This window comes from Burkholderia sp. LAS2 (assembly GCF_018417615.1).
GTDB lineage: Bacteria > Pseudomonadota > Gammaproteobacteria > Burkholderiales > Burkholderiaceae > Burkholderia > Burkholderia sola.
Window position 1 is genome coordinate 714,401 of the sequence record NZ_CP071053.1, and the last position, 18,932, is coordinate 733,332.

Sequence of the window (18,932 nt, forward strand, 5' to 3'; positions counted from 1 at the left end):
ACATGCCGGATACGTGCGCGGGTTCTACTGTCGACATGCAGCAAACGTTCGGTGCCAGGCGTTCGCACCGGATGCCCAGTGCTCGACACCTCAACTTCGTTCAAGGAGAACCTTCATGAAAGCCGCTCGAATCCTCGCCGTTGCCGTCCTCGCCGTCGCCCCCGCGCTGTCGTTCGCCGATACCGGCCACAGCCTCACGCGTGCTGAAGTGCGCGCCGACCTCATCCGTCTCGAGAAGGCCGGCTACAACCCGGCCGGCAGCGAAGCGCACTACCCGGACGACATCGCCGCCGCGGAGAACGCCGTCGCGGCTGCCGAGCAGGTCGCGCGTTCCGACCAGAATGGCCCGTCGAAGTCGCAAGGCGACAACGTGGCCGATGCGTCGACGCCGGCCGGCCATCGCGGTGCCGCGCCGTCGCGCGCCGCACGCTACGCCGCCGACGACCTGTACGCGCATTCGTGATCGGGCGCCGCGCTTGCCGCATGCACGCGCGGCTGCTCAGGCAGCACTTCATTTCAACGACACGATAAGGAAGGGAGCATGACGATGGCCGGTTTGATGAAACGCGTTCTGGTATCCGCCGCGATGATCGGCGGACTGTTCGGTGCGGTCGCGGCGCAGGCCGCGCCGAAGGAAGACCTGAAGGGCACCAACGTCGTGCTCGTACACGGCGCATTTGCCGACGGGTCGAGCTGGAACCGCGTGATTCCGCTGCTCGAGGCGCGCGGGCTGCACGTGGTGTCGGTGCAGAACCCGCTGAGCTCGCTTGCCGACGACGCGGCCGCGACGAAGCGTACGATCGACGAACAGAAGGGGCCGGTCGTGCTGGTCGGCCACTCGTGGGCGGGCGTCGTGATTAGCGACGCGGGCAACGACGACAAGGTGAAGTCGCTCGTGTACGTCGCGGCGTTCGCGCCGGACAACGGCCAGTCGATCGCCGACGTCACGCAGGGGCTGCCGGCGCCGGCATGGGCTGGCGAACTGCGCAAGGACGCCGGCGGTTTCGCGCGGCTGTCGGACAAGGCGATCGCACAGGATTTCGCGCCGGATCTGCCGCCCGCGCAGCAGCGCATCGTTGCCGCGACCCAGGGGCCGTGGTATAGCGGGTGCATCTCGGAGAAGGTCGCGCAAGCCGCATGGCATGCGAAGCCGTCGACGTTCGTCGTCGCGACGCACGACCGGATGATCGATCCGACGCTGCAGGAAGCGATGGCGAAGCGGATCGGCGCGACGGTCGCGCGCGTGAACGCGAGCCACGTCGCGATGCTGAGCCAGCCGAAGGCCGTGGCCGACGCGATCATCGCCGCCGCCGAGCGAGCGAAGCAGGATACGCAGTGAGCGAATGCGGCGCCGCGCTTTCGTGACGAAGCGCGGCGCCGCGCGTGATTGTGATGTCTTTTCAGCAGGAGAAGTCATGACCGAACTCTGGCAACTGTCGGCGACCGAACTCGCGAAACGCGTGCGGCAGCGTGACGTGTCCGCGCGCGAAGTGGCGGACGCCGTGCTCGATCGTCTCGATGCGGTGAATCCGGCGATCAACGCGGTGGTCGAACACCGCCCCGACGACGTGTGGCGGCAGGCCGACGAAGTCGATCGCGCGATCGCGCGCGGCGACGATCCGGGGCCGCTCGCGGGCGTACCCGTCACCGTGAAGATCAACGTCGATCAGGCCGGCTTCGCGACGACCAACGGCACGCGCCTGCAGGAAAACCTGATCGCGCCCGCCGACAGCCCGGTGGTCGCCAACATCCGCAAGGCCGGCGGAGTGCTGCTCGGCCGCACCAATTCGCCGACGTTCGCACTGCGCTGGTTCACGTCGAATCGCGTGCATGGTCATACGCGCAATCCGCGCAATGCGTCGCTGACGCCGGGCGGATCGAGCGGCGGCGCGGCGGCGGCCGTGGCAGCCGGGATCGGACCGCTCGCGGTCGGCACCGACATCGGCGGCTCGGTGCGCTACCCGGCCTATGCGTGCGGCGTGCATGGAATCCGGCCGTCGCTCGGTCGCGTGCCGGCATTCAATGCGTCGTCGCCCGAGCGGGCGATCGGCGCGCAACTGATGTCGGCGGCCGGGCCGATCGCGCGCACGATCGACGATCTCTCGCTTGCGCTGCGGGCGTTCTCCGCACCGGACCCGCGCGATCCGTGGCACGTCGCGGTGCCGTTCGACGGGCGTGAGGTGCCGAGGCGCGCGGCGCTGTGCGTGCGTCCGCGCGGCCTGGAGGTCGTGCCCGAAGTCGAGACCGCGTTGCGCGATGCCGCGCGCCGGCTCGTCGATGCCGGCTGGACCGTCGACGAGATCGACGATACGCCGCCGATGCGCGAGGCCGCGCTGCTGCAGGAACAGCTGTGGCTCGGCGATGGCTTCGACGCGCTGGCGAACTCGGTCGAGCAGGACGGCGATCCGGGCGCGGCTGCGGTGATCGCCGCCGTGCGCGGCAAGGTGTGCGATCTGCCGGCCGACGTGATCAGCCGCGCGCTGGTCCGACGCACGACGTTGACGCGCGAGTGGCGGCTGTTTTTCGATGAGTATCCGGTGTTGCTGCTGCCGGTTTCGTCGGAACTGCCGTTTCCGGACGATCTCGACCGGCAAGGGCCGGACGGGTTCGAGCGCGTATGGGAAGCGCAGCTCACGTTGCGCGCGCTGCCCGCGATGGGGCTGCCGGGGCTGGCCGTCACGACGTCGATCGTGAACGGCGTGCCGGTGGGCGTGCAGGTGGTCGCCACGCATCATCGCGAGGATCTGTGTCTGCTCGCGGGGCGCGATATCGAGGCGCGTGGCGCGCCGGTTACGGTGGTCGACCCGGTGGTGTGACGTACTGAAGAACACGTGCATCGGCGAGGCGCGGTGGCTTCGTCGGTGCATCGCGTGATCCGTTCCATTTCGGACTCCATGACGACGCGCCGCATGCCGCGCCGATCGTCTCTCTCGCTTCCTTTCGAATCCCTTCGATGCACGACATCGAACGGCCCCCGTCCTCCATTTCCATCCCGCCAGCGACCGCGCATCGATAGCGCGCGTCTGCTATTGCATTCCCCGCGGCGCTGATTAGGAAATGAATTTTTATTGGTTCTGCTTCCCCGACCGCACTCGCATAGTGGCGCTGACGGCTATAGACAGCACGCAAGCTGCAACAGCCGCATTCCCGGTGTCTTTGTTCATACGAATCTGAGAATACAAGGAAGTGTCATGACGGTTGAACTGGAAGAACGAACCGCCGCCCAGCAGGCGCTGGAAGACGCGCGCACAACGGCCGTGGCGGCCGGCACGCCCTACGCGGGCGGCGTTGCGCCGGAAGCCGCGTGGGCGTTGTTCACGGCGGGGGACGCAGTGCTGGTCGACGTGCGCACGGCCGAGGAACGGAAATTCGTCGGTTACGTGCCGGAGTCGCTGCACGTGCCGTGGGCGACCGGTACGAGCCTGACGCGCAACCCGCGCTTCGTGCGCGAACTGGAAGCGAAGACCGGCAAGGATGCGCTCGTGCTGCTGCTGTGCCGCAGCGGTAACCGCTCGGCGCAGGCGGCCGAGGCTGCCACCAAGGGTGGTTTCACGCAGGTGTTCAATGTGCTCGAAGGCTTCGAGGGCGACCTCGACGAGCGGCAGCATCGCGGCGGCCACAACGGCTGGCGCTTTCGCGGCCTGCCGTGGGCGCAGGATTGATTCACGGCCGTTACGGGGAGAAAGCAGCATGGCCGCATTCGATATCGACGACATCGTTCAATCGCTGCAGACGGTGCGCCGCGCATGGCGCGAAAAACAGCGGCGCTCGCTCGAACCGGGCGGGCGCGATTTGCCGGCGCGCGAGGCGCTCGCGCAGATCGTCGGCGCGCTGAAGGGGGTGCTGTTCCCGATGCGGCTCGGGCCCCCCGACCTGCGGCAGGAAAGCGAGAACTTCCACGTGGCTCACGCGCTCGACGCGGCGCTGAACGCGCTGCTCACGCAGGTGACGCTCGAATTGCGTTACGCGGCGCGCCAGCGTAACGCCGACGGGCCGGTAGACAACCTCGGCGAAGTCGCGTCGAAGGCCGTACAGGCGTTCGCCGCACGCTTGCCGGAGATTCGCCGCCTGCTCGACAGCGACGTGCTCGCGGCCTTCCACGGCGATCCGGCGGCGGGCAGCGTCGACGAGGTGCTGCTGTGCTATCCGGGCATCCTCGCGATGATCCACCACCGGCTCGCGCACGAGCTGTACGGGCTCGGCCTGCCGCTGCTCGCGCGGATCATCGCCGAGCAAGCGCATGCGGAAACCGGCATCGACATCCATCCGGGCGCGCGCATCGGCGCGGGGTTCTTCATCGACCACGGCACGGGCGTCGTGATCGGCGAGACGGCGATCATCGGCGAGCGCGTGCGCGTGTATCAGGCCGTCACGCTCGGCGCGAAGCGCTTCCCGCGCGATGCGGACGGCCATCTGGAGAAAGGGCTCGCGCGCCATCCAATCGTCGAGGACGACGTGGTGATCTATGCGGGCGCAACGATTCTCGGCCGCGTGACGATCGGGCGCGGCGCGGTGATCGGCGGCAACGTGTGGCTCACGCAGGACGTGCCGGCCGGCGAAAACGTCACGCAGGCCGTGCTGCGCAGCGAAGCGAACGCCGCGCCGCGCACGGCGGCGCGCGTCGCCTAGGAGGCGCGATGAGCGACCTCATCCATCACTTCGGCGCCACCGTGCGCAAGCTGCGCGAAGCGCGCACGTGGTCGCAGGAGCAACTGGCCGAGCACGCGGGGCTGAACCGCTCGTATGTCGGCGAGATCGAGCGCGGCGAGGCGATCGCATCGATCGTCACGGCCGACAAGATCGCGCGCGCATTCGACGTGTCGATCTCCACGCTACTGCCGAGCGCGTACGTCACCTGAGGCCGCCCCCCATCGTTTTCCCCCTTCGGGTGCACGACCTGACGGCTATAGCATGTTGAGCCGGCAGGGGCGTGCTTCCGATAATCACCCAGCGTCATAAGCAATCCCGTTTTTCATCTTAAGAACCCGGAGCCACACATGTCGACCGTTGCAAGCGGCACGGCCGCGCTGAGCGATCACGCCGCCCGCCAACTAGCGAACGCTACCAAGACCGTCCCGCAGCTTTCCACGATCACGCCGCGCTGGCTGACCCATCTGCTGCAATGGGTGCCGGTCGAGGCCGGCATCTACCGCCTGAACCAGGTGAAGAACCCGGAAGCGGTGCGCGCCGCGTGCACGCAGCTCGAAGACGAAAGCGTGCTGCCGCAGACCTTCGTGCCGTACGAGGAACAGCCGCGCGAATACTTCCTGAACGCGGTGAGCACGGTGCTCGACGTGCATACGCGGATCTCCGATCTTTACAGCAGTCCTCATGATCAGATCAAGGAACAGCTGCGCCTGACGATCGAGACGATCAAGGAACTGCAGGAAAGCCAGCTGATCAACAATCCCGATTACGGGCTGCTCGCGAACGTGACCGACGAACAGCGGATCTTCCCGCTGACGGGCGCGCCGACGCCGGACGATCTCGACGAGCTGCTGACGAAGGTGTGGAAGGAGCCGGCATTCTTCCTCACGCACCCGCTCGCGATCGCCGCGTTCGGCCGTGAATGCACGCGACGCGGCGTGCCGCCGCCGACGGTCAGCCTGTTCGGCTCGCAGTTCCTCACGTGGCGCGGCATTCCGCTGATTCCGTCGGACAAGGTGCCGGTCGCGGACGGCAAGACCAAGATCCTGCTGCTGCGCGTCGGCGACAAGCGCCAGGGCGTCGTCGGCCTGTATCAGCCGGGCGTCGCGGGCGAGCAGGGGCCGGGCCTGTCGGTGCGCTTCATGGGGATCAACAACCAGGCGATCGCGTCGTACCTGATCTCGCTGTATTGCTCGCTCGCGATCCATTCTCCGGATGCGCTGGCTGTCCTCGATGACGTCGAAATCGCCAAGTTCCATGACTATCCCGACACCTACCGTTAATCCCGGCCTGGCCGGCGGCGACGCGCACGCGTTGCCGCATGCGCCGCTGCCGGCCGGCTTGCCCGACCCGGCGACGCTCGCGCGGCTCGCGTCCGAGTTCTTCGCGACGCCGCCCGGGCAGGCCACCGCGCCCGGGCTGTCGGCCGGCAGCGGTGCGGTTGGCGGCGTGCCGTCGGCCTTGCCGGCCGCGGCGCCGATTCTCGCGGCGGTGAGCAACCCGGTGCCGGGCGGCTCGCCGCTCGCGGGCCCGGGCGGCGCGGGCACCGGCGTGCCGGGTCTTGCGTTGCCGCAAGGCAAGGTACCGGGCGCGAACCTCGCGCCGTCCGCGCCGACGCACGTGCTGTCGCTCGGCAACCGCGCACCCGCGCTCGCGCCGCATGCGGCCGCGCAGAACGGGCTGCCCGACAACGCGGTGTCGATCGCGCCCGCGCTCGAACCGCGTGTCGGCGGCGCGGCGCTCGGCGTGCCGCAGGTGAATACGCCGGCACCGGAAAGCGCGGCGAAGACGTCGCCGTACTACTTCACCGACGGTTCGCTGCAAGGCTGGCAGGCGACGCCGCAGGACATCGTCGTGCCGTCGAACGGGCTGGCGTCGCCGGAAGCGTTCGGGTTGCCGGACGACGACGCGCTGCGCGAACTGCTCGCCGTGCATCGCGACGTGCCGGTGTCGCGTGCATCGGGCGCATCGGGCGCATCGGGCGCGGATGTGCCGCGGTATTTCATCGACGACGCGCACGCAGCCGAGCCGCAAAGCCAGCTGTATCGCGGCGCGCATCCGCCGTTCGACGTGAACGCGATCCGCCGCGATTTCCCGATCCTTCAGGAGCGCGTGAACGGCAAGCAGCTCGTCTGGTTCGACAACGCGGCGACGACGCACAAGCCGCAGGCCGTGATCGACCGCCTCGTATACTTCTACGCACACGAGAACTCGAACATCCACCGCGCGGCGCATGCACTGGCCGGCCGCGCGACGGATGCGTACGAGCATGCGCGGGAAACGGTGCAGCGCTTCATCGGCGCATCGTCGCCGGACGAGATCGTGTTCGTGCGCGGCACGACCGAGGCGATCAACCTGATCGCGAAGACGTGGGGCGTGCAGAACGTCGGCGAAGGTGACGAGATCGTCGTGTCGCATCTCGAGCATCACGCGAACATCGTGCCGTGGCAGCAGCTTGCCGCGGTCAAGGGCGCGAAGCTGCGTGTAATTCCGGTCGACGATTCGGGGCAGGTGCTGCTCGACGAATACCGGAAGCTGCTCAACGATCGCACGAAGATCGTGTCCGTCACGCAGGTGTCGAACGCGCTCGGCACGGTCGTGCCGGTGAAGGAGATCGTCGAACTCGCGCATCGAGCGGGCGCGAAGGCGCTCGTCGACGGTGCGCAGTCGATCTCGCACATGCGTGTGGACGTGCAGGCGCTCGATGCGGATTTCTTCGTGTTCTCCGGACACAAGATCTACGGGCCGACCGGGATCGGCGTCGTGTACGGCAAGCGCGCGATCCTCGACGACATGCCGCCGTGGCAAGGGGGCGGCAACATGATCGCGGACGTGACGTTCGAGCGCACGGTGTTCCAGCCGCCGCCGAACCGCTTCGAAGCCGGCACCGGCAACATCGCGGATGCGGTGGGGCTCGGCGCGGCGCTCGACTATGTGAACCGCATCGGCATCGAGAACATCGCGCGCTACGAGCACGATCTGCTTGCGTATGCAACGAGCGTGCTCGCGCCGGTGCCGGGCGTGCGGCTCGTCGGTACCGCGCGCGACAAGGCGAGCGTGCTGTCGTTCGTGCTGAAGGGCTATGAAACCGAGGAGGTCGGGCAGGCGCTGAACGAAGAGGGCATCGCGGTGCGCTCGGGGCATCACTGCGCGCAACCGATCCTGCGGCGTTTCGGGCTCGAGGCCACGGTGCGGCCGTCGCTCGCGTTCTACAACACGTGCGATGAAGTCGATGCGCTGGTGAGCGTCGTCAGGAGACTGGCGGCGCGGCGTTGATGTTTTCGTTGCGCTGACGTCGATGTTGCCCGCTTGCGGCGGCCTTTGCGGGCCGCCGCAAGCGTTTTTATGCTACCCGGTTAGAAACGCACGACCGGCTTCTGCTCGACGCTGAAGCCGTCACGCAGCACACTGGCCGAATCCGCGAAATAGCGGCGGATTTCCGACAGCAGATCGGTGCTGCCGCGCCGGCAGAGCACCACGCCCGATCCTTCCTCCGTCAACAGCTCATCGATCAGCGATTCGGGTTGCCCGATATCGGCGAGATGGACGTTCTGCACGCCGTGCGCGAGCGCATCGAGCGCGTCGCGTACGCACGGCGCCGCGTCGGCGGCTGGATGTTCGGCGAGCCATTGCTCGAGTTCCGCGACGCCGTACAGACCGGCAAGCTCGCCGAGTTCGCGCAGCCATGCACTGTCGACCATCATCACCAGCGTGACGGCGCCCGTGCGTTGCGCGAACAGGCTGCCGAGCCTTTCCGGGCGCAACAGCCGGTCGTGGCCCGCGTCGTCCGGTGCGACCGGCATCACGACGGGCACCAGTCCATTGTCGAGAAACGCGTGCAACGCAGCGCTGTCGAATCGTGCGATCGCGCTTGTGCTCGCGTGGTCGGGTTCAGCGCAGGCAACCAGCAAGCCGCCGTCGTGACCGTCGACACCGATCGCCCGGGCGCCGTGGCTGCCGATCAGGCGCACCAGTTCATGATTGATGCCGGTCATGGCCGCATGCACGGTGTGGACCGATTGCGTGCCGGACGCGGTCGGGATGCTTTGGATCACGATCGGACGGATGCCGGTGAGTGCGAGCAGCGCGACATCCTGTGCGAAGGCGGAGCGCGCGTGGGCGTCGCTCGCGGCACCGCCGTCGACGATGACGACGGTCTGTCCGTGCAGCGCCTGCATGAAAGGCAGCGCGCGGGTCAGGCCGGCCACGCGTCGGGTGGGAGTATCAGGGTCTGGGAACATAGGAATCGGAAATGATGGAGGGAATGCCTGCCGTTGCACGATGTCGGGTCAAACAGTGCGTTGCATGAGCCGGTGAATCTCTTCGGGCGTTTGCGCATCGCGCGACGCCTGCCGGATCGCGCGTTCGCTGAACCATCGCGCGGCATCGGCGAGCAGTTCGAGGTGCACGCGGTCGTCCGCGTGCGGCAGCACCAGCACGATGAATTCATGCACGGGCTTGCGGTCCGGCGCGTTGAACGCGAACGGGTACCGCGCGCGAACGAACAGCGCGACGGCCGAGCCGAGCCCGTCGACGCGCGCATGCGGAATCGCGACGCCTTGCCCGAGGCCGGTCGAGCCGAGTTGCTCGCGCTTGATCAGTTCGGCGCGGATCCGGTCGGCGGATACGCCGCTGCCGCGCGCGACATGGCGCGCGATCAGGTCGAACAACTGGCTCGCGCTTTCCACGGGTACATCGAGCAGGATGTTGTCCGGCGGACAAGCGTTGGCGAGCCGGGGCGCGGACGGCGTGCTGCCGCGTCGGTGAGCGAGGGGGGATTGGCCGCCGACGGCGGCCTGCTGCGTTTGCATGCGGATTGCTCCGTGTCGGGATGACAGGGAAATCCTAGATAACCTCGCGTAAAGACGGTGTTAGATACGCGGTGGGCAAGCATTAAAATTTCGTATCGAGCGCCGACGGAGCCGCGCCCGATATGGGCAACCTCAGGTGCCCGACAGTACGAACGGCAGCGTCGTCAGCACAAACACCGAAATGCCGACGACCGGCGCACCGAACGCGATTGCCGCGAACGCGACCGCGGCGCTCGCCAGTACGAGCGTTCTCGACACCCGGCGATGCCGGTCGTGCGCCGTCGTTCGTGCTTCGTGGAGGGTTTCGGTCCGCCGCCCGATCACGTGTTTCCAGAACGTCAAACCCAGCATCATTTCACGGCTCCTGTATGAAAGACGATCGCGACGGGGCATGCGATGCTGCGGAAGCGGAAGGCCCCGTGAATGAAATCAGTGATGCAAAACAACCGGCTAGAATCGGCGGATCGATGGCGCGTCGTTACGCGGCCTGTGTCGATGCACGTGCTCGAACGCATACATTGCGATGCGTGACGACCACATCGACATCGCGTTCAAGCGTGCACGGAAAGGACTACGGCGCGCATCGTCCGCCTGTCGGCAGGACGGTGACTCGGGAAGATGACGCAGGCGTCCGGCCTGTCAGGCAGAAAAGCAACTCGGAGGACGAGGACGTCGGATGCGCATGGCGCGTGCTCGGTCGTGGATGGCGAACCCATTCTAGTGAACGGATGCGCGGGCGCAAGTAAAAAGGTCGTAAAGGAGTGTGAGTCGCGCGTTACCAGCGGTTCCGCAGACGGTCGATCCTAAAGAAAAACGCGTGACGACTTCCGTCGCCACGCGTTTCCCGTGACTACATGACCGCGCGCATACCGACAAACCGGCGCGCACGCCGCCGCGTCGTCAGAAATCGAACCCCGGCCCGCCCGCGCCCGGGCCGCCGGGCGCGGCGGCCGGCGCCGCATCCTTCGGCGCTTCGAACACGGTCGCATCGGTCGTCAGCAGCAGCCCGGCCACCGACGCCGCATTCTGCAGCGCGGTGCGCGTGACCTTGGTCGGATCGAGCACGCCCGATTCGACGAGGTCGCCGTACTCGCCCGTCTGCGCGTTGTAGCCGAAGTTGCCCGCGCCTTCCGCGACCTTCGCGACGACGACGCTCGCCTCCTCGCCCGCATTCGTGACGATCTGGCGCAGCGGTTCTTCCAGCGCGCGCAGCACGATCTTGATGCCCGCGTCCTGATCGGCGTTCGCGCCCTTCAGTTCACGAATCGCCTGCCGTACGCGGATCAGCGCGACGCCGCCGCCCGGCACGATGCCTTCCTCGACGGCCGCGCGCGTCGCGTGCAGCGCGTCGTCGACGCGATCTTTCTTCTCCTTCACCTCGATTTCGGTCGCGCCGCCGACCTTGATCACCGCCACGCCGCCCGCGAGCTTCGCGACGCGTTCCTGCAGCTTCTCGCGATCGTAGTCGGACGTCGCCTCTTCGATCTGCACGCGGATCTGCTTCACGCGCGCCTCGATGTTCTTCGCATCGCCCGCGCCGTCGATCACCGTGGTGTTTTCCTTGCCGACTTCGATGCGCTTCGCCTGGCCGAGCTCGGCGAGTGTGGCTTTTTCGAGCGTCAGGCCCGTTTCCTCGGCGATCACCTGGCCGCCGGTGAGGATCGCGATGTCCTCGAGCAGCGCCTTGCGGCGATCGCCGAAGCCCGGCGCCTTGACCGCCACCGTCTTCAGGATCCCGCGGATGTTGTTCACGACGAGCGTCGCGAGCGCTTCGCCTTCGACGTCTTCCGCGATGATCAGCAGCGGCCGGCCCGACTTCGCGACCTGTTCGAGCACCGGCAGCAGATCGCGGATGTTCGAAATCTTCTTGTCGTGCAGCAGGATGTACGGGTTTTCGATCTCGGCGATCTGCTTGTCGGGATTGTTGATGAAGTACGGCGACAGGTAGCCGCGATCGAACTGCAGCCCCTCGACGACATCGAGCTCGTCCGCGAGCGACTTGCCGTCCTCGACGGTGATCACGCCTTCCTTGCCGACGCGGTCGATCGCCTCGGCGATACGCTGGCCGATCGATTCCTCGCCGTTCGCGGAGATCGTCGCGACCTGCGCGATTTCCTTGCTCGTGGTGGTCGGCTTGCTGATCTTCTTCAATTCGTCGACGGCCGACGCGACGGCCTTGTCGATGCCGCGCTTCAGGTCGAGCGGATTGAGCCCGGCCGCGACGTACTTCTGGCCTTCACGGACGATCGCCTGCGCGAGCACGGTAGCCGTCGTCGTGCCGTCGCCGGCCGCGTCGCTGGTGCGCGACGCGACTTCCTTCACGAGCTGCGCGCCGATGTTTTGCAGCTTGTCCGCGAGTTCGATTTCCTTCGCGACCGACACGCCGTCCTTCGTGACGACGGGCGCGCCGAAGCTGCGTTCGAGCACGACGTTGCGGCCCTTCGGCCCGAGCGTGACCTTGACCGCGTTCGCGAGAATGTTCACGCCTTCGGTCAACTTCGATCGTGCGATGTCGCTGAAAATGATTTCCTTGGCTGCCATGATTGCGCTCCGTTATTGATTGACGACCGCGACGATGTCTTCTTCGCGCAGTACGAGAAACTCGTTGCCGTCCACCTTGACGGCTTGCCCCGCGTACTTGCCGAACAGCACGCGCTCACCGACCTGCAGGTCGGGCACGATGCGCTGGCCGTCGGTATCCTTGCGGCCGGGGCCGACGGCGATCACTTCGCCCTGGTCGGGTTTCTCGGCGGCGCTATCGGGAATCACGATGCCCGATGCGGTGGTGGTTTCCTGGTCGAGTCGCTTCACGATCACGCGGTCGTGCAAGGGGCGTAGGCTCATCTTTTCGTCCTGTGCTGTTCTGTCGAAATTGGCTGGCACTCTTTAACAGAGAGTGCTGACGAGTATAAAAACGCGCGGCGGTGCGATCCAATAACGGATTCGGAAAAGCATTTGCGCGAATGCGCTTTGGACGGGAAGACGGGGAACGGAGAGGGAGGAGGCGGAAGAAGGCGGCGTCTGCCGCCTTCAGGCGTCACGATGCGACGCGAACCACGACCTTGCCGAAGTGCTGCCCCGATTGCAGGTATGCATACGCTTGCGGCGCCTCGTCGAAGCCGAACACGCGATCGACCACCGGCTTGATCCGTTTCGCGTCGACGAGCCGCACGACGTCGTCGAGCATCGCGCGGCTGCCGACCATGAAGCCGTGCAGACGCCGGAAGCCGCCGATCAGCGGCAGCAGCCCGAGTTCGGGCCCGTCGAAGCTGCTGAGCCCGCCGATCACCGACACGATGCCGCCTGTTTTCGTCGCGGCGAGCGAGCGCGGCAGCGTATCGCGTCCGCCGACTTCGACGACGAGATCCGCGCCCGCACCGCCGGTGAGGCGCAATACTTCGTGTTGCCATTCGGGCGTCGTCCGATAGTTGATCGTTGCGTCCGCACCGAGTGCACGAGCGCGTTCGAGCTTCGCGTCGCTCGACGACGTGACGATCGTGCGCAACCCGGCGGCCTGCGCGAGCTGTAGCGCGATGATCGATACGCCACCCGTGCCGAGCAGCACGACGGTCGCGCCCGGCGACAGTCCGCCGTCGACGAACAGCGCGTTCCACGCGGTGACGCCCGCGCACGACAGCGTCGCGGCTTCGTCGTAGTCGAGATGCGCGGGGATCGCGACCAGCGCGGCCTCGTCGGACACGAAGCGTTCGGCGAGCACGCCGTCGAATTGCGCGCCGGGCGAACCCGACACTTTGTGCGGTGTCGGCGGCCCGTCGATCCACCGCGGGAAGTACGTATTGATCACGCGGTCGCCCGGCTTGAAGCGCGTGACGTCGCGGCCCGTCTCGACCACTTCTCCGGCGCCGTCGGCGACCGGGATCAGCGCGTCGGTGCCGATACCGAGATAGTCGCCGCGCGCGAACATCAGGTCGCGATAGTTCAGCGCGGCCGAATGGATCCTGACGACGACGCCGGTCGGCCCGACCGCGCGCGGTGTCGCGTCGATGCGCCGGAGCCCGGCAATGCCGTCGCCCGGTTTGATTTGCCATGCATGCATGTCGACTCCTTTTCGAGATAGTCAGGACTATCATAGTGTTGCGCAGGTGGACGCATTGGCGAGAATTCGGCCGACGATTGTCGCCAGCACGGACACAACCTTGTCATCGCACCGGAGCGGAGCGGCATGGATGAACGGCTGAGAGGCGTCGCCGAATTTGTCGACGTGGTGGAATCGGGCAGCTTCGCGGCGGCGGCGCTGCGCCTCGGCATGACGCGCTCGGCCGTCGCGAAGATCATCGCGCGGCTCGAACTGCGTCTCGGCGCGCGGCTGCTGCAGCGCACGACGCGCCAGCTCGGCCTGACCGACGAAGGGCTCGTCTATTACGAGCAATGCCGGCGGCTGCTGGCCGAACTCGGCGAAACGGAGGCCGCGCTCGACGCGGGGCGCCGCGAGCCGGCCGGGCGCGTGCGCGTCAGCGTGCCGGTGCTGTTCGGGCGGCAGTGCGTGGCGCCCGTGGTGCGGCGTCTCGTCGAGCGCCACCCGCGGCTCGAAATCGACATGTCGTTCAGCGACCGCGTGGCCGACCTCGTCAACGACGGCTTCGACCTGGCGGTGCGCATCGGGGAGTTGGCCGATACGAACGCGCTGGTCGGCCGCAAGCTGGGCGTGCAGCGCATGGGCATCTGCGCATCGCCCGCGTATCTCGCGCGTCACGGCCGGCCGTCGGGGCTCGACGAACTCGCGTCGCACGTCGGCATCGCGTATTCGCGCGGCGGACAACCGACGCCATGGCGGGTCATCGGCGCGGACGGCGCGGTGCACGACCATCGCGCGGCCGGCCGGCTGCGGTTCGACGACCTGCAGGCGATCGCCGATGCGGCTGCCGCCGGCGCGGGCCTTGCGTGGCTGCCGTGTTGGCTGATGGCGCCGTACGTGCGCGACGGCCGCCTCGCGCTCGTGATGGACAGCGACAGCGTGTCGGGCGCCGAAGTGTTCGCGGTGCGACCGGCGGCGCGTCACGTGCCGTCGAAGGTGCGCGTGGTCGTCGATGCGCTGGTCGACGAGATTCCGAACATGCTGGCGTCGGACGACGCGAACGGCGAGCGCGGATGACGGCGAGCGGTTCTCCGATGACGACGTGACAATCTGGTTGGATGCGTGTCGCACTTTCGTGCGTCTCGCATAGTCAGCCTGAACCCAGTGAGGAAAAACCGGTAAGCCGCTTTTTTCGGGCGACTAGCGCTTGCGTCGTCGCGGATCGATACCGTTTTGTTCGAGCAGCTTGCGCAGCCGCGAGTTTTCGATCCACAGTGAAGCGAACGCGGTCACCGTCATCAGAAGCGGAAACCATTCGCCTGTCGCGCTGATGATCGCCCAGCCTGCGGCCGTGACGATCAGTGCCGTGACGATGAGAAGCAATCGGTCTGCAAGCCAATTCATTGCGCACCCCGAATCGCAGTGTTCGCCTTCAGGCCGAGATAGCTGTGCGGGCGCGGCGCGAGCACTTTCTCGGGATAAGTCGCGCAATTCTTACATGTCCCTTTCCAAAAATTGACCGGCAACTCTAGCAGGTTGTCGAGCAGATCGATCGAGTTTAGATCGGGTGATTGCGCCGGCGATATCCCGCCCATGGTGCCGGGTAGCGCTGACGCTGGCATGCCGATCGGTCGCGGTAACCTTCGCGATTGCCGCGATCGGTGTAGTTTTGCAGCTCTTGTTGGCCGTCTCGAGACTTTTTCTAATGTTTCCACGCCAAGGATGGCGAGGGTATGGAGCGCATTGGTGCGCTACGGCGACGCGTCGCGTGTGTCGGCGCTGTTTTCCTGATACCACCCGCCACCGCGTTGATCGCGCTCGTCGTGGTCAGCGAGACGAGCGGCGGGCTCGCGTGGTGAGGCATGGCGCTCGCGGCCGCCGGTCTGTATCGGGTGATGCGGTATTGAGCGCACGACAGGGACTACCTGGGGCAGGTAACAGAATTTAAAGATTTCCGACGCTGGGAGCACATACGTGCACACATCCGGAATGCGAGCGTCTGCGCGGCGCCAAACAGCGAGCCGCAGCGCCTCGGCGGCATGTCTCGGGGAAACAATGCGAGCCGTCAGTCCCGACGCGCGCAGGTTTTTGCGTGTTCCATGAAAACCGCGAGCTTGTGACATCGTGTTGCGAAAAGTAGATTCGCCCGACGGTAACGCCGGGGTTTCGAATGGCTTCAATCGCAATCGAATTGGGTTCGGGAAAGCGCGCGACACTGACGCGCGCGGGACGTGGAACGTTGTTGGCCAGTCAGCGCGCCGCAATCTCCGAACTGATGCTGCACTGGCCGAAGTATGCAGGCCTGACGACGAATGCGGTGATGTACGTGCGGCAATTGGGCCTTGGTACCGTTCGTGGTGCACCGCTCGATGTGCTCAGGTCCGCCATCGAGGATGGGCGGGTCGTCGTCGAGATTGAGCGCGTGGCGGTGAATGGCGGCGCTTCGGATGGTCGGCGGTCCCTGCCCCCTTTCCCTCGTGGGAACCGGTTCGGTAGAGTGGCACCCATGGCGTTGCGGTCTGCGGACACGCCAATCCCGAGTTGGGCACGGCCAAGCGATGTATCGGCTGATGAGTTGATACGATACCTGGAGAGCATCATAGCTGGCACAGGCAGTGGTATTGCCGGCATCGCGCCCGTACGGGTTGATAGTGCGCTGCTCAGCGACGCGACACCGTTCTCGCTCGACGACTCACCGTGGGGCGACGCTATGACCACGGCGGCTGTCGACGCGTTTCAAGAGGAACAGTGTTTCGCACGATACGAAATCGACATGGAAATGTGTGCGGCCGCTGGCGCGATGTATAAAGACCCCAGAACCTACGCATTGTGCAGGCAACGTGCTTTCGAATAATTTCAGACCTGTAGAGGACGGTGACATGAGCAAACCGAGACGCGCCACCATCGTGTTTTACGACGAGGAGACCGAACAGGTTACGCTGTGCACGGTGTTTCGCCGCGACGTGCAGGCCGTCCTTGACCGCGAAATGAATGCAGGTGTCGCCATCACGATTCCGCCGCATGCAGAACCGAATGACGGGTGCCCGATTACCGATGAGGACGCGCGGCGATTGGGCGGCATGGCGCTGCTGATGCAGGCGGGTGTACATCCGGAATTGCGCGAACGGCTCAAGTTCGCAGAGTCGGGTTCCATCGACTGGTCCCCCGTTCAGCGCCCGGACACCGACTGAGAATTGGGGTGGGGCGCCTGCATCATGCCGTCGTGATGGTCTACGACGAGAAGAAGGGCGGACGTCCCCGTAAAAGGCGCGGTGCCGGACAAACGTGCGCCGCAATCGCGATTCGCCCGAAGCTGATGCGACGTGATTCAACCTGACGCGGCGAATCAATCGTCGTGCGAGTTGCGGAATACTGGCCTCCTTACATATTCCCCCACCCCGTTAGCATGTGACGAATCCGACTTTGGGCGTTGCGCGCGCGACGCTAAGATCGCCGCTCCCGTAGATCGAGCGTCAACAAGAATGAAAAAGTCCGCGTCGCCGTTGCATGCTTTTCGTTTCCGTGTCGTCTGCGCCGCGATTGCCGGCGCGGTGTCGCTCGCGTCGTGCGGCGGCGTCGACAGCAGTCCGCCGCCGCAGGCCAGCGCGACGCCCGCGGCCAAGCGCCCGAACATCCTGTACATCATGGCCGACGATCTCGGCTATTCCGACATCCATGCGTTCGGCGGCGAAATCAACACGCCGAACCTCGACGCGCTCGTCGCGTCGGGCCGCATCCTGTCGAACCACCACACGGGCACTGTTTGCGCGATCACGCGCGCGATGCTGGTGTCGGGCACCGATCACCATCTCGTCGGCGAGGGCACGATGGGCGTGCCGACCGACGAGCGGCGCGGGCTGCCCGGCTACGAGGGCTACCTGAACGATCGCGCGCTGTCGTTCGCGCAATTGCTGAAGGACGCCGGTTATCACACGTATATCGCGGGCAAGTGGCACATCGGCTCGGGCATCGTCGGCAGTGCGACGGGCAGCGGGCAGACACCCGACCAGTGGGGCTTCGAGCGCAGCTACGTGCTGCTCGGCGGCGCGGCGACGAACCACTTCGCGCACGAGCCGGCCGGCTCGTCGAACTACACGGAAGACGGTCGTTACGTGCAGCCGGGCCAGCCCGGGCAACCGGGGGGCACGGGCGGCAGCCCTGCCGTGTTCTATTCGACCGATTTCTATACGCGGAAGCTGATCTCGTACATCGATGCGAACAAGCAGGACGGCAAGCCGTTCTTCGCGTACGCGGCCTACACGTCGCCGCACTGGCCGCTGCAGGTGCCCGATCCGTGGCTGCACAAGTACGCGGGCGTGTACGACGCCGGCTACGACGCGATCCGCAACGCGCGGATCGCGCGACAGAAGGCGCTCGGCCTGATTCCCGCCGATTTCAAGCCGTTCGACGGGCTGCCGGAGACGACGGCGGCATCGCCCGCGACCGCGAACAACGGCACGGCCAGCGCGAAGTACATCAGCGCGGTGCATTCGGCCGCGGACGGCTACAGCGACTACGGCTCCGGCAAGGTCGACAGGCTGTGGTCGAGCCTGTCGCCGGCCGAGCGCAAGGCTCAGGCGCGCTACATGGAAATCTACGCGGGGATGGTCGAGAACCTCGACTACAACATCGGACTCCTGATCCAGCATCTGAAGGACATCGGCGAATACGACAACACGTTCATCATGTTCCAGTCGGACAACGGCGCGGAAGGCTGGCCGATCGATTCCGGCGCGGACCCGACGGCGACCGATACCGCGAACGGACAGGACCCGATCTACTCGACGCTCGGCACCGACAACGGCAAGCAGAACGCACAGCGCCTGCAGTACGGGCTGCGCTGGGCCGAAGTGAGCGCGGCGCCGTTCCGGCTCACGAAGGGCTATTCGGGCGAAGGCGGCGTATCGACGCCGACGATCGTGCACCTGCCGGGCCAGTCGCAACCGTTGCCGACGCTGCGCGCGTTCACGCACGTGACCGACAACACGGCGACGTTCCTCGCGGTCGCGGGCGTCACGCCGCCGTCGCAACCGGCGCCGCCGCTGGTCAACACGCTGACGGGCGTCGACCAGAACAAGGGCAAGGTCATTTACAACAACCGCTACGTGTATCCGGTGACGGGCCAGTCGCTGCTGCCGGTGCTCACCGGTTCGACGACGGGCGAAGTGCATACGACGCCGTTCGGCGACGAAGCATACGGCCGCGCGTATCTGCGCAGCGCCGACGGTCGCTGGAAGGCATTGTGGACCGAGCCGCCGCTCGGCCCGCTCGACGGTCACTGGCAGCTTTACGATCTCGCGGCGGACCGTGGCGAGACGACCGACGTGTCGGCGCAGAACCCGTCGGTGATCGGCACGCTGGTCGATCAGTGGAAGACCTACATGAGCAACGTCGGTGGCGTCGAGCCGCTGCGTCCGCGCGGCTACTACTGATCGCGA

General features: G+C 66.4%; 20 protein-coding genes. 13 read left to right on the plus strand and 7 right to left on the minus strand.

Annotation, left to right across the window (positions count from 1 at the left end; genetic code table 11):
• Positions 1 to 115: 115 nt before the first annotated feature.
• The 8 genes from JYG37_RS23595 to JYG37_RS23630 all read left to right on the plus strand — a co-directional run bounded on the left by JYG37_RS23595 (position 116) and on the right by JYG37_RS23630 (position 7,923).
• Positions 116 to 463, plus strand: a complete 348-nt coding sequence (locus JYG37_RS23595) for a DUF4148 domain-containing protein (RefSeq protein ID WP_124594177.1) — start codon at positions 116 to 118, stop codon at positions 461 to 463.
• Between the two features lie 84 nt (positions 464 to 547).
• On the plus strand, positions 548 to 1,339 hold the full coding sequence (locus tag JYG37_RS23600) for an alpha/beta fold hydrolase (protein ID WP_050017286.1): 792 nt from the start codon (positions 548 to 550) through the stop codon (positions 1,337 to 1,339).
• 76 nt (positions 1,340 to 1,415) lie between these two features.
• Positions 1,416 to 2,816, plus strand: coding sequence for an amidase family protein (locus JYG37_RS23605; RefSeq protein ID WP_213346541.1), 1,401 nt, complete (start codon positions 1,416 to 1,418; stop codon positions 2,814 to 2,816).
• A gap of 375 nt (positions 2,817 to 3,191) precedes the next feature.
• Positions 3,192 to 3,662, plus strand: coding sequence for a rhodanese-like domain-containing protein (locus tag JYG37_RS23610; RefSeq protein ID WP_089489009.1), 471 nt, complete (start codon positions 3,192 to 3,194; stop codon positions 3,660 to 3,662).
• 28 nt (positions 3,663 to 3,690) lie between these two features.
• Complete coding sequence (gene epsC, locus JYG37_RS23615; RefSeq protein ID WP_050017253.1) at positions 3,691 to 4,629, plus strand: serine O-acetyltransferase EpsC; 939 nt, start codon at positions 3,691 to 3,693, stop codon at positions 4,627 to 4,629.
• A gap of 8 nt (positions 4,630 to 4,637) precedes the next feature.
• Positions 4,638 to 4,859, plus strand: coding sequence for a helix-turn-helix domain-containing protein (locus tag JYG37_RS23620; RefSeq protein WP_050017252.1), 222 nt, complete (start codon positions 4,638 to 4,640; stop codon positions 4,857 to 4,859).
• A gap of 138 nt (positions 4,860 to 4,997) precedes the next feature.
• Positions 4,998 to 5,930: a family 2A encapsulin nanocompartment shell protein gene (locus JYG37_RS23625; RefSeq protein ID WP_050017251.1), complete on the plus strand. Its 933-nt coding sequence runs from the start codon at positions 4,998 to 5,000 to the stop codon at positions 5,928 to 5,930.
• The gene (locus tag JYG37_RS23630; RefSeq protein ID WP_213346543.1) at positions 5,905 to 7,923 is read left to right on the plus strand and encodes a family 2A encapsulin nanocompartment cargo protein cysteine desulfurase; all 2,019 of its coding nucleotides are present in this window, start codon (positions 5,905 to 5,907) and stop codon (positions 7,921 to 7,923) included. Before JYG37_RS23625 ends, JYG37_RS23630 begins: the two co-directional genes overlap by 26 nt.
• Positions 7,924 to 8,003: 80 nt before the next feature.
• On the opposite strand, the gene JYG37_RS23635 is transcribed toward JYG37_RS23630, so the two are convergent.
• The 6 genes from JYG37_RS23635 to JYG37_RS23660 all read right to left on the minus strand — a co-directional run bounded on the left by JYG37_RS23635 (position 8,004) and on the right by JYG37_RS23660 (position 13,515).
• Positions 8,004 to 8,888: an amino acid kinase family protein gene (locus JYG37_RS23635; RefSeq protein ID WP_213346545.1), complete on the minus strand. Its 885-nt coding sequence runs from the start codon at positions 8,886 to 8,888 to the stop codon at positions 8,004 to 8,006.
• Between the two features lie 48 nt (positions 8,889 to 8,936).
• Positions 8,937 to 9,458 carry a PTS sugar transporter subunit IIA gene (locus tag JYG37_RS23640; RefSeq protein WP_176016451.1) on the minus strand — a complete coding sequence of 174 codons (522 nt, stop codon included), beginning with the start codon at positions 9,456 to 9,458 and terminating at the stop codon, positions 8,937 to 8,939.
• A 132-nt stretch (positions 9,459 to 9,590) separates the two neighbouring features.
• On the minus strand, positions 9,591 to 9,812 hold the full coding sequence (locus JYG37_RS23645; protein ID WP_050017247.1) for a hypothetical protein: 222 nt from the start codon (positions 9,810 to 9,812) through the stop codon (positions 9,591 to 9,593).
• A 546-nt stretch (positions 9,813 to 10,358) separates the two neighbouring features.
• On the minus strand, positions 10,359 to 11,999 hold the full coding sequence (groL, locus tag JYG37_RS23650) for a chaperonin GroEL (RefSeq protein ID WP_050017246.1): 1,641 nt from the start codon (positions 11,997 to 11,999) through the stop codon (positions 10,359 to 10,361).
• A gap of 12 nt (positions 12,000 to 12,011) precedes the next feature.
• Entirely contained in the window at positions 12,012 to 12,302 is a 291-nt protein-coding gene (locus JYG37_RS23655) for a co-chaperone GroES (RefSeq protein WP_011694564.1), read from the minus strand.
• A 193-nt stretch (positions 12,303 to 12,495) separates the two neighbouring features.
• Positions 12,496 to 13,515: a zinc-dependent alcohol dehydrogenase family protein gene (locus JYG37_RS23660; RefSeq protein WP_089489012.1), complete on the minus strand. Its 1,020-nt coding sequence runs from the start codon at positions 13,513 to 13,515 to the stop codon at positions 12,496 to 12,498.
• 126 nt (positions 13,516 to 13,641) lie between these two features.
• On the opposite strand from JYG37_RS23660, the gene JYG37_RS23665 reads away from it, so the two are divergent.
• Positions 13,642 to 14,571 (plus strand): LysR family transcriptional regulator, encoded by a 930-nt coding sequence (locus JYG37_RS23665; RefSeq protein ID WP_050017244.1) that lies wholly within the window; start codon positions 13,642 to 13,644, stop codon positions 14,569 to 14,571.
• A gap of 123 nt (positions 14,572 to 14,694) precedes the next feature.
• On the opposite strand, the gene JYG37_RS23670 is transcribed toward JYG37_RS23665, so the two are convergent.
• On the minus strand, positions 14,695 to 14,877 hold the full coding sequence (locus tag JYG37_RS23670; RefSeq protein WP_244138010.1) for a hypothetical protein: 183 nt from the start codon (positions 14,875 to 14,877) through the stop codon (positions 14,695 to 14,697).
• 350 nt (positions 14,878 to 15,227) lie between these two features.
• Here JYG37_RS23670 and JYG37_RS35030 point away from each other — a divergent pair, with 350 nt between their 5' ends.
• The 4 genes from JYG37_RS35030 to JYG37_RS23690 all read left to right on the plus strand — a co-directional run bounded on the left by JYG37_RS35030 (position 15,228) and on the right by JYG37_RS23690 (position 18,926).
• Positions 15,228 to 15,353 (plus strand): hypothetical protein, encoded by a 126-nt coding sequence (locus tag JYG37_RS35030; RefSeq protein WP_256975687.1) that lies wholly within the window; start codon positions 15,228 to 15,230, stop codon positions 15,351 to 15,353.
• A gap of 311 nt (positions 15,354 to 15,664) precedes the next feature.
• Positions 15,665 to 16,348: a hypothetical protein gene (locus JYG37_RS23680; RefSeq protein WP_213346547.1), complete on the plus strand. Its 684-nt coding sequence runs from the start codon at positions 15,665 to 15,667 to the stop codon at positions 16,346 to 16,348.
• A gap of 25 nt (positions 16,349 to 16,373) precedes the next feature.
• Positions 16,374 to 16,685, plus strand: a complete 312-nt coding sequence (locus tag JYG37_RS23685) for a hypothetical protein (RefSeq protein WP_050017241.1) — start codon at positions 16,374 to 16,376, stop codon at positions 16,683 to 16,685.
• Positions 16,686 to 16,976: 291 nt separating this feature from the next.
• The gene (locus JYG37_RS23690) at positions 16,977 to 18,926 is read left to right on the plus strand and encodes an arylsulfatase (RefSeq protein WP_089489016.1); all 1,950 of its coding nucleotides are present in this window, start codon (positions 16,977 to 16,979) and stop codon (positions 18,924 to 18,926) included.
• Positions 18,927 to 18,932 lie beyond the last annotated feature (6 nt).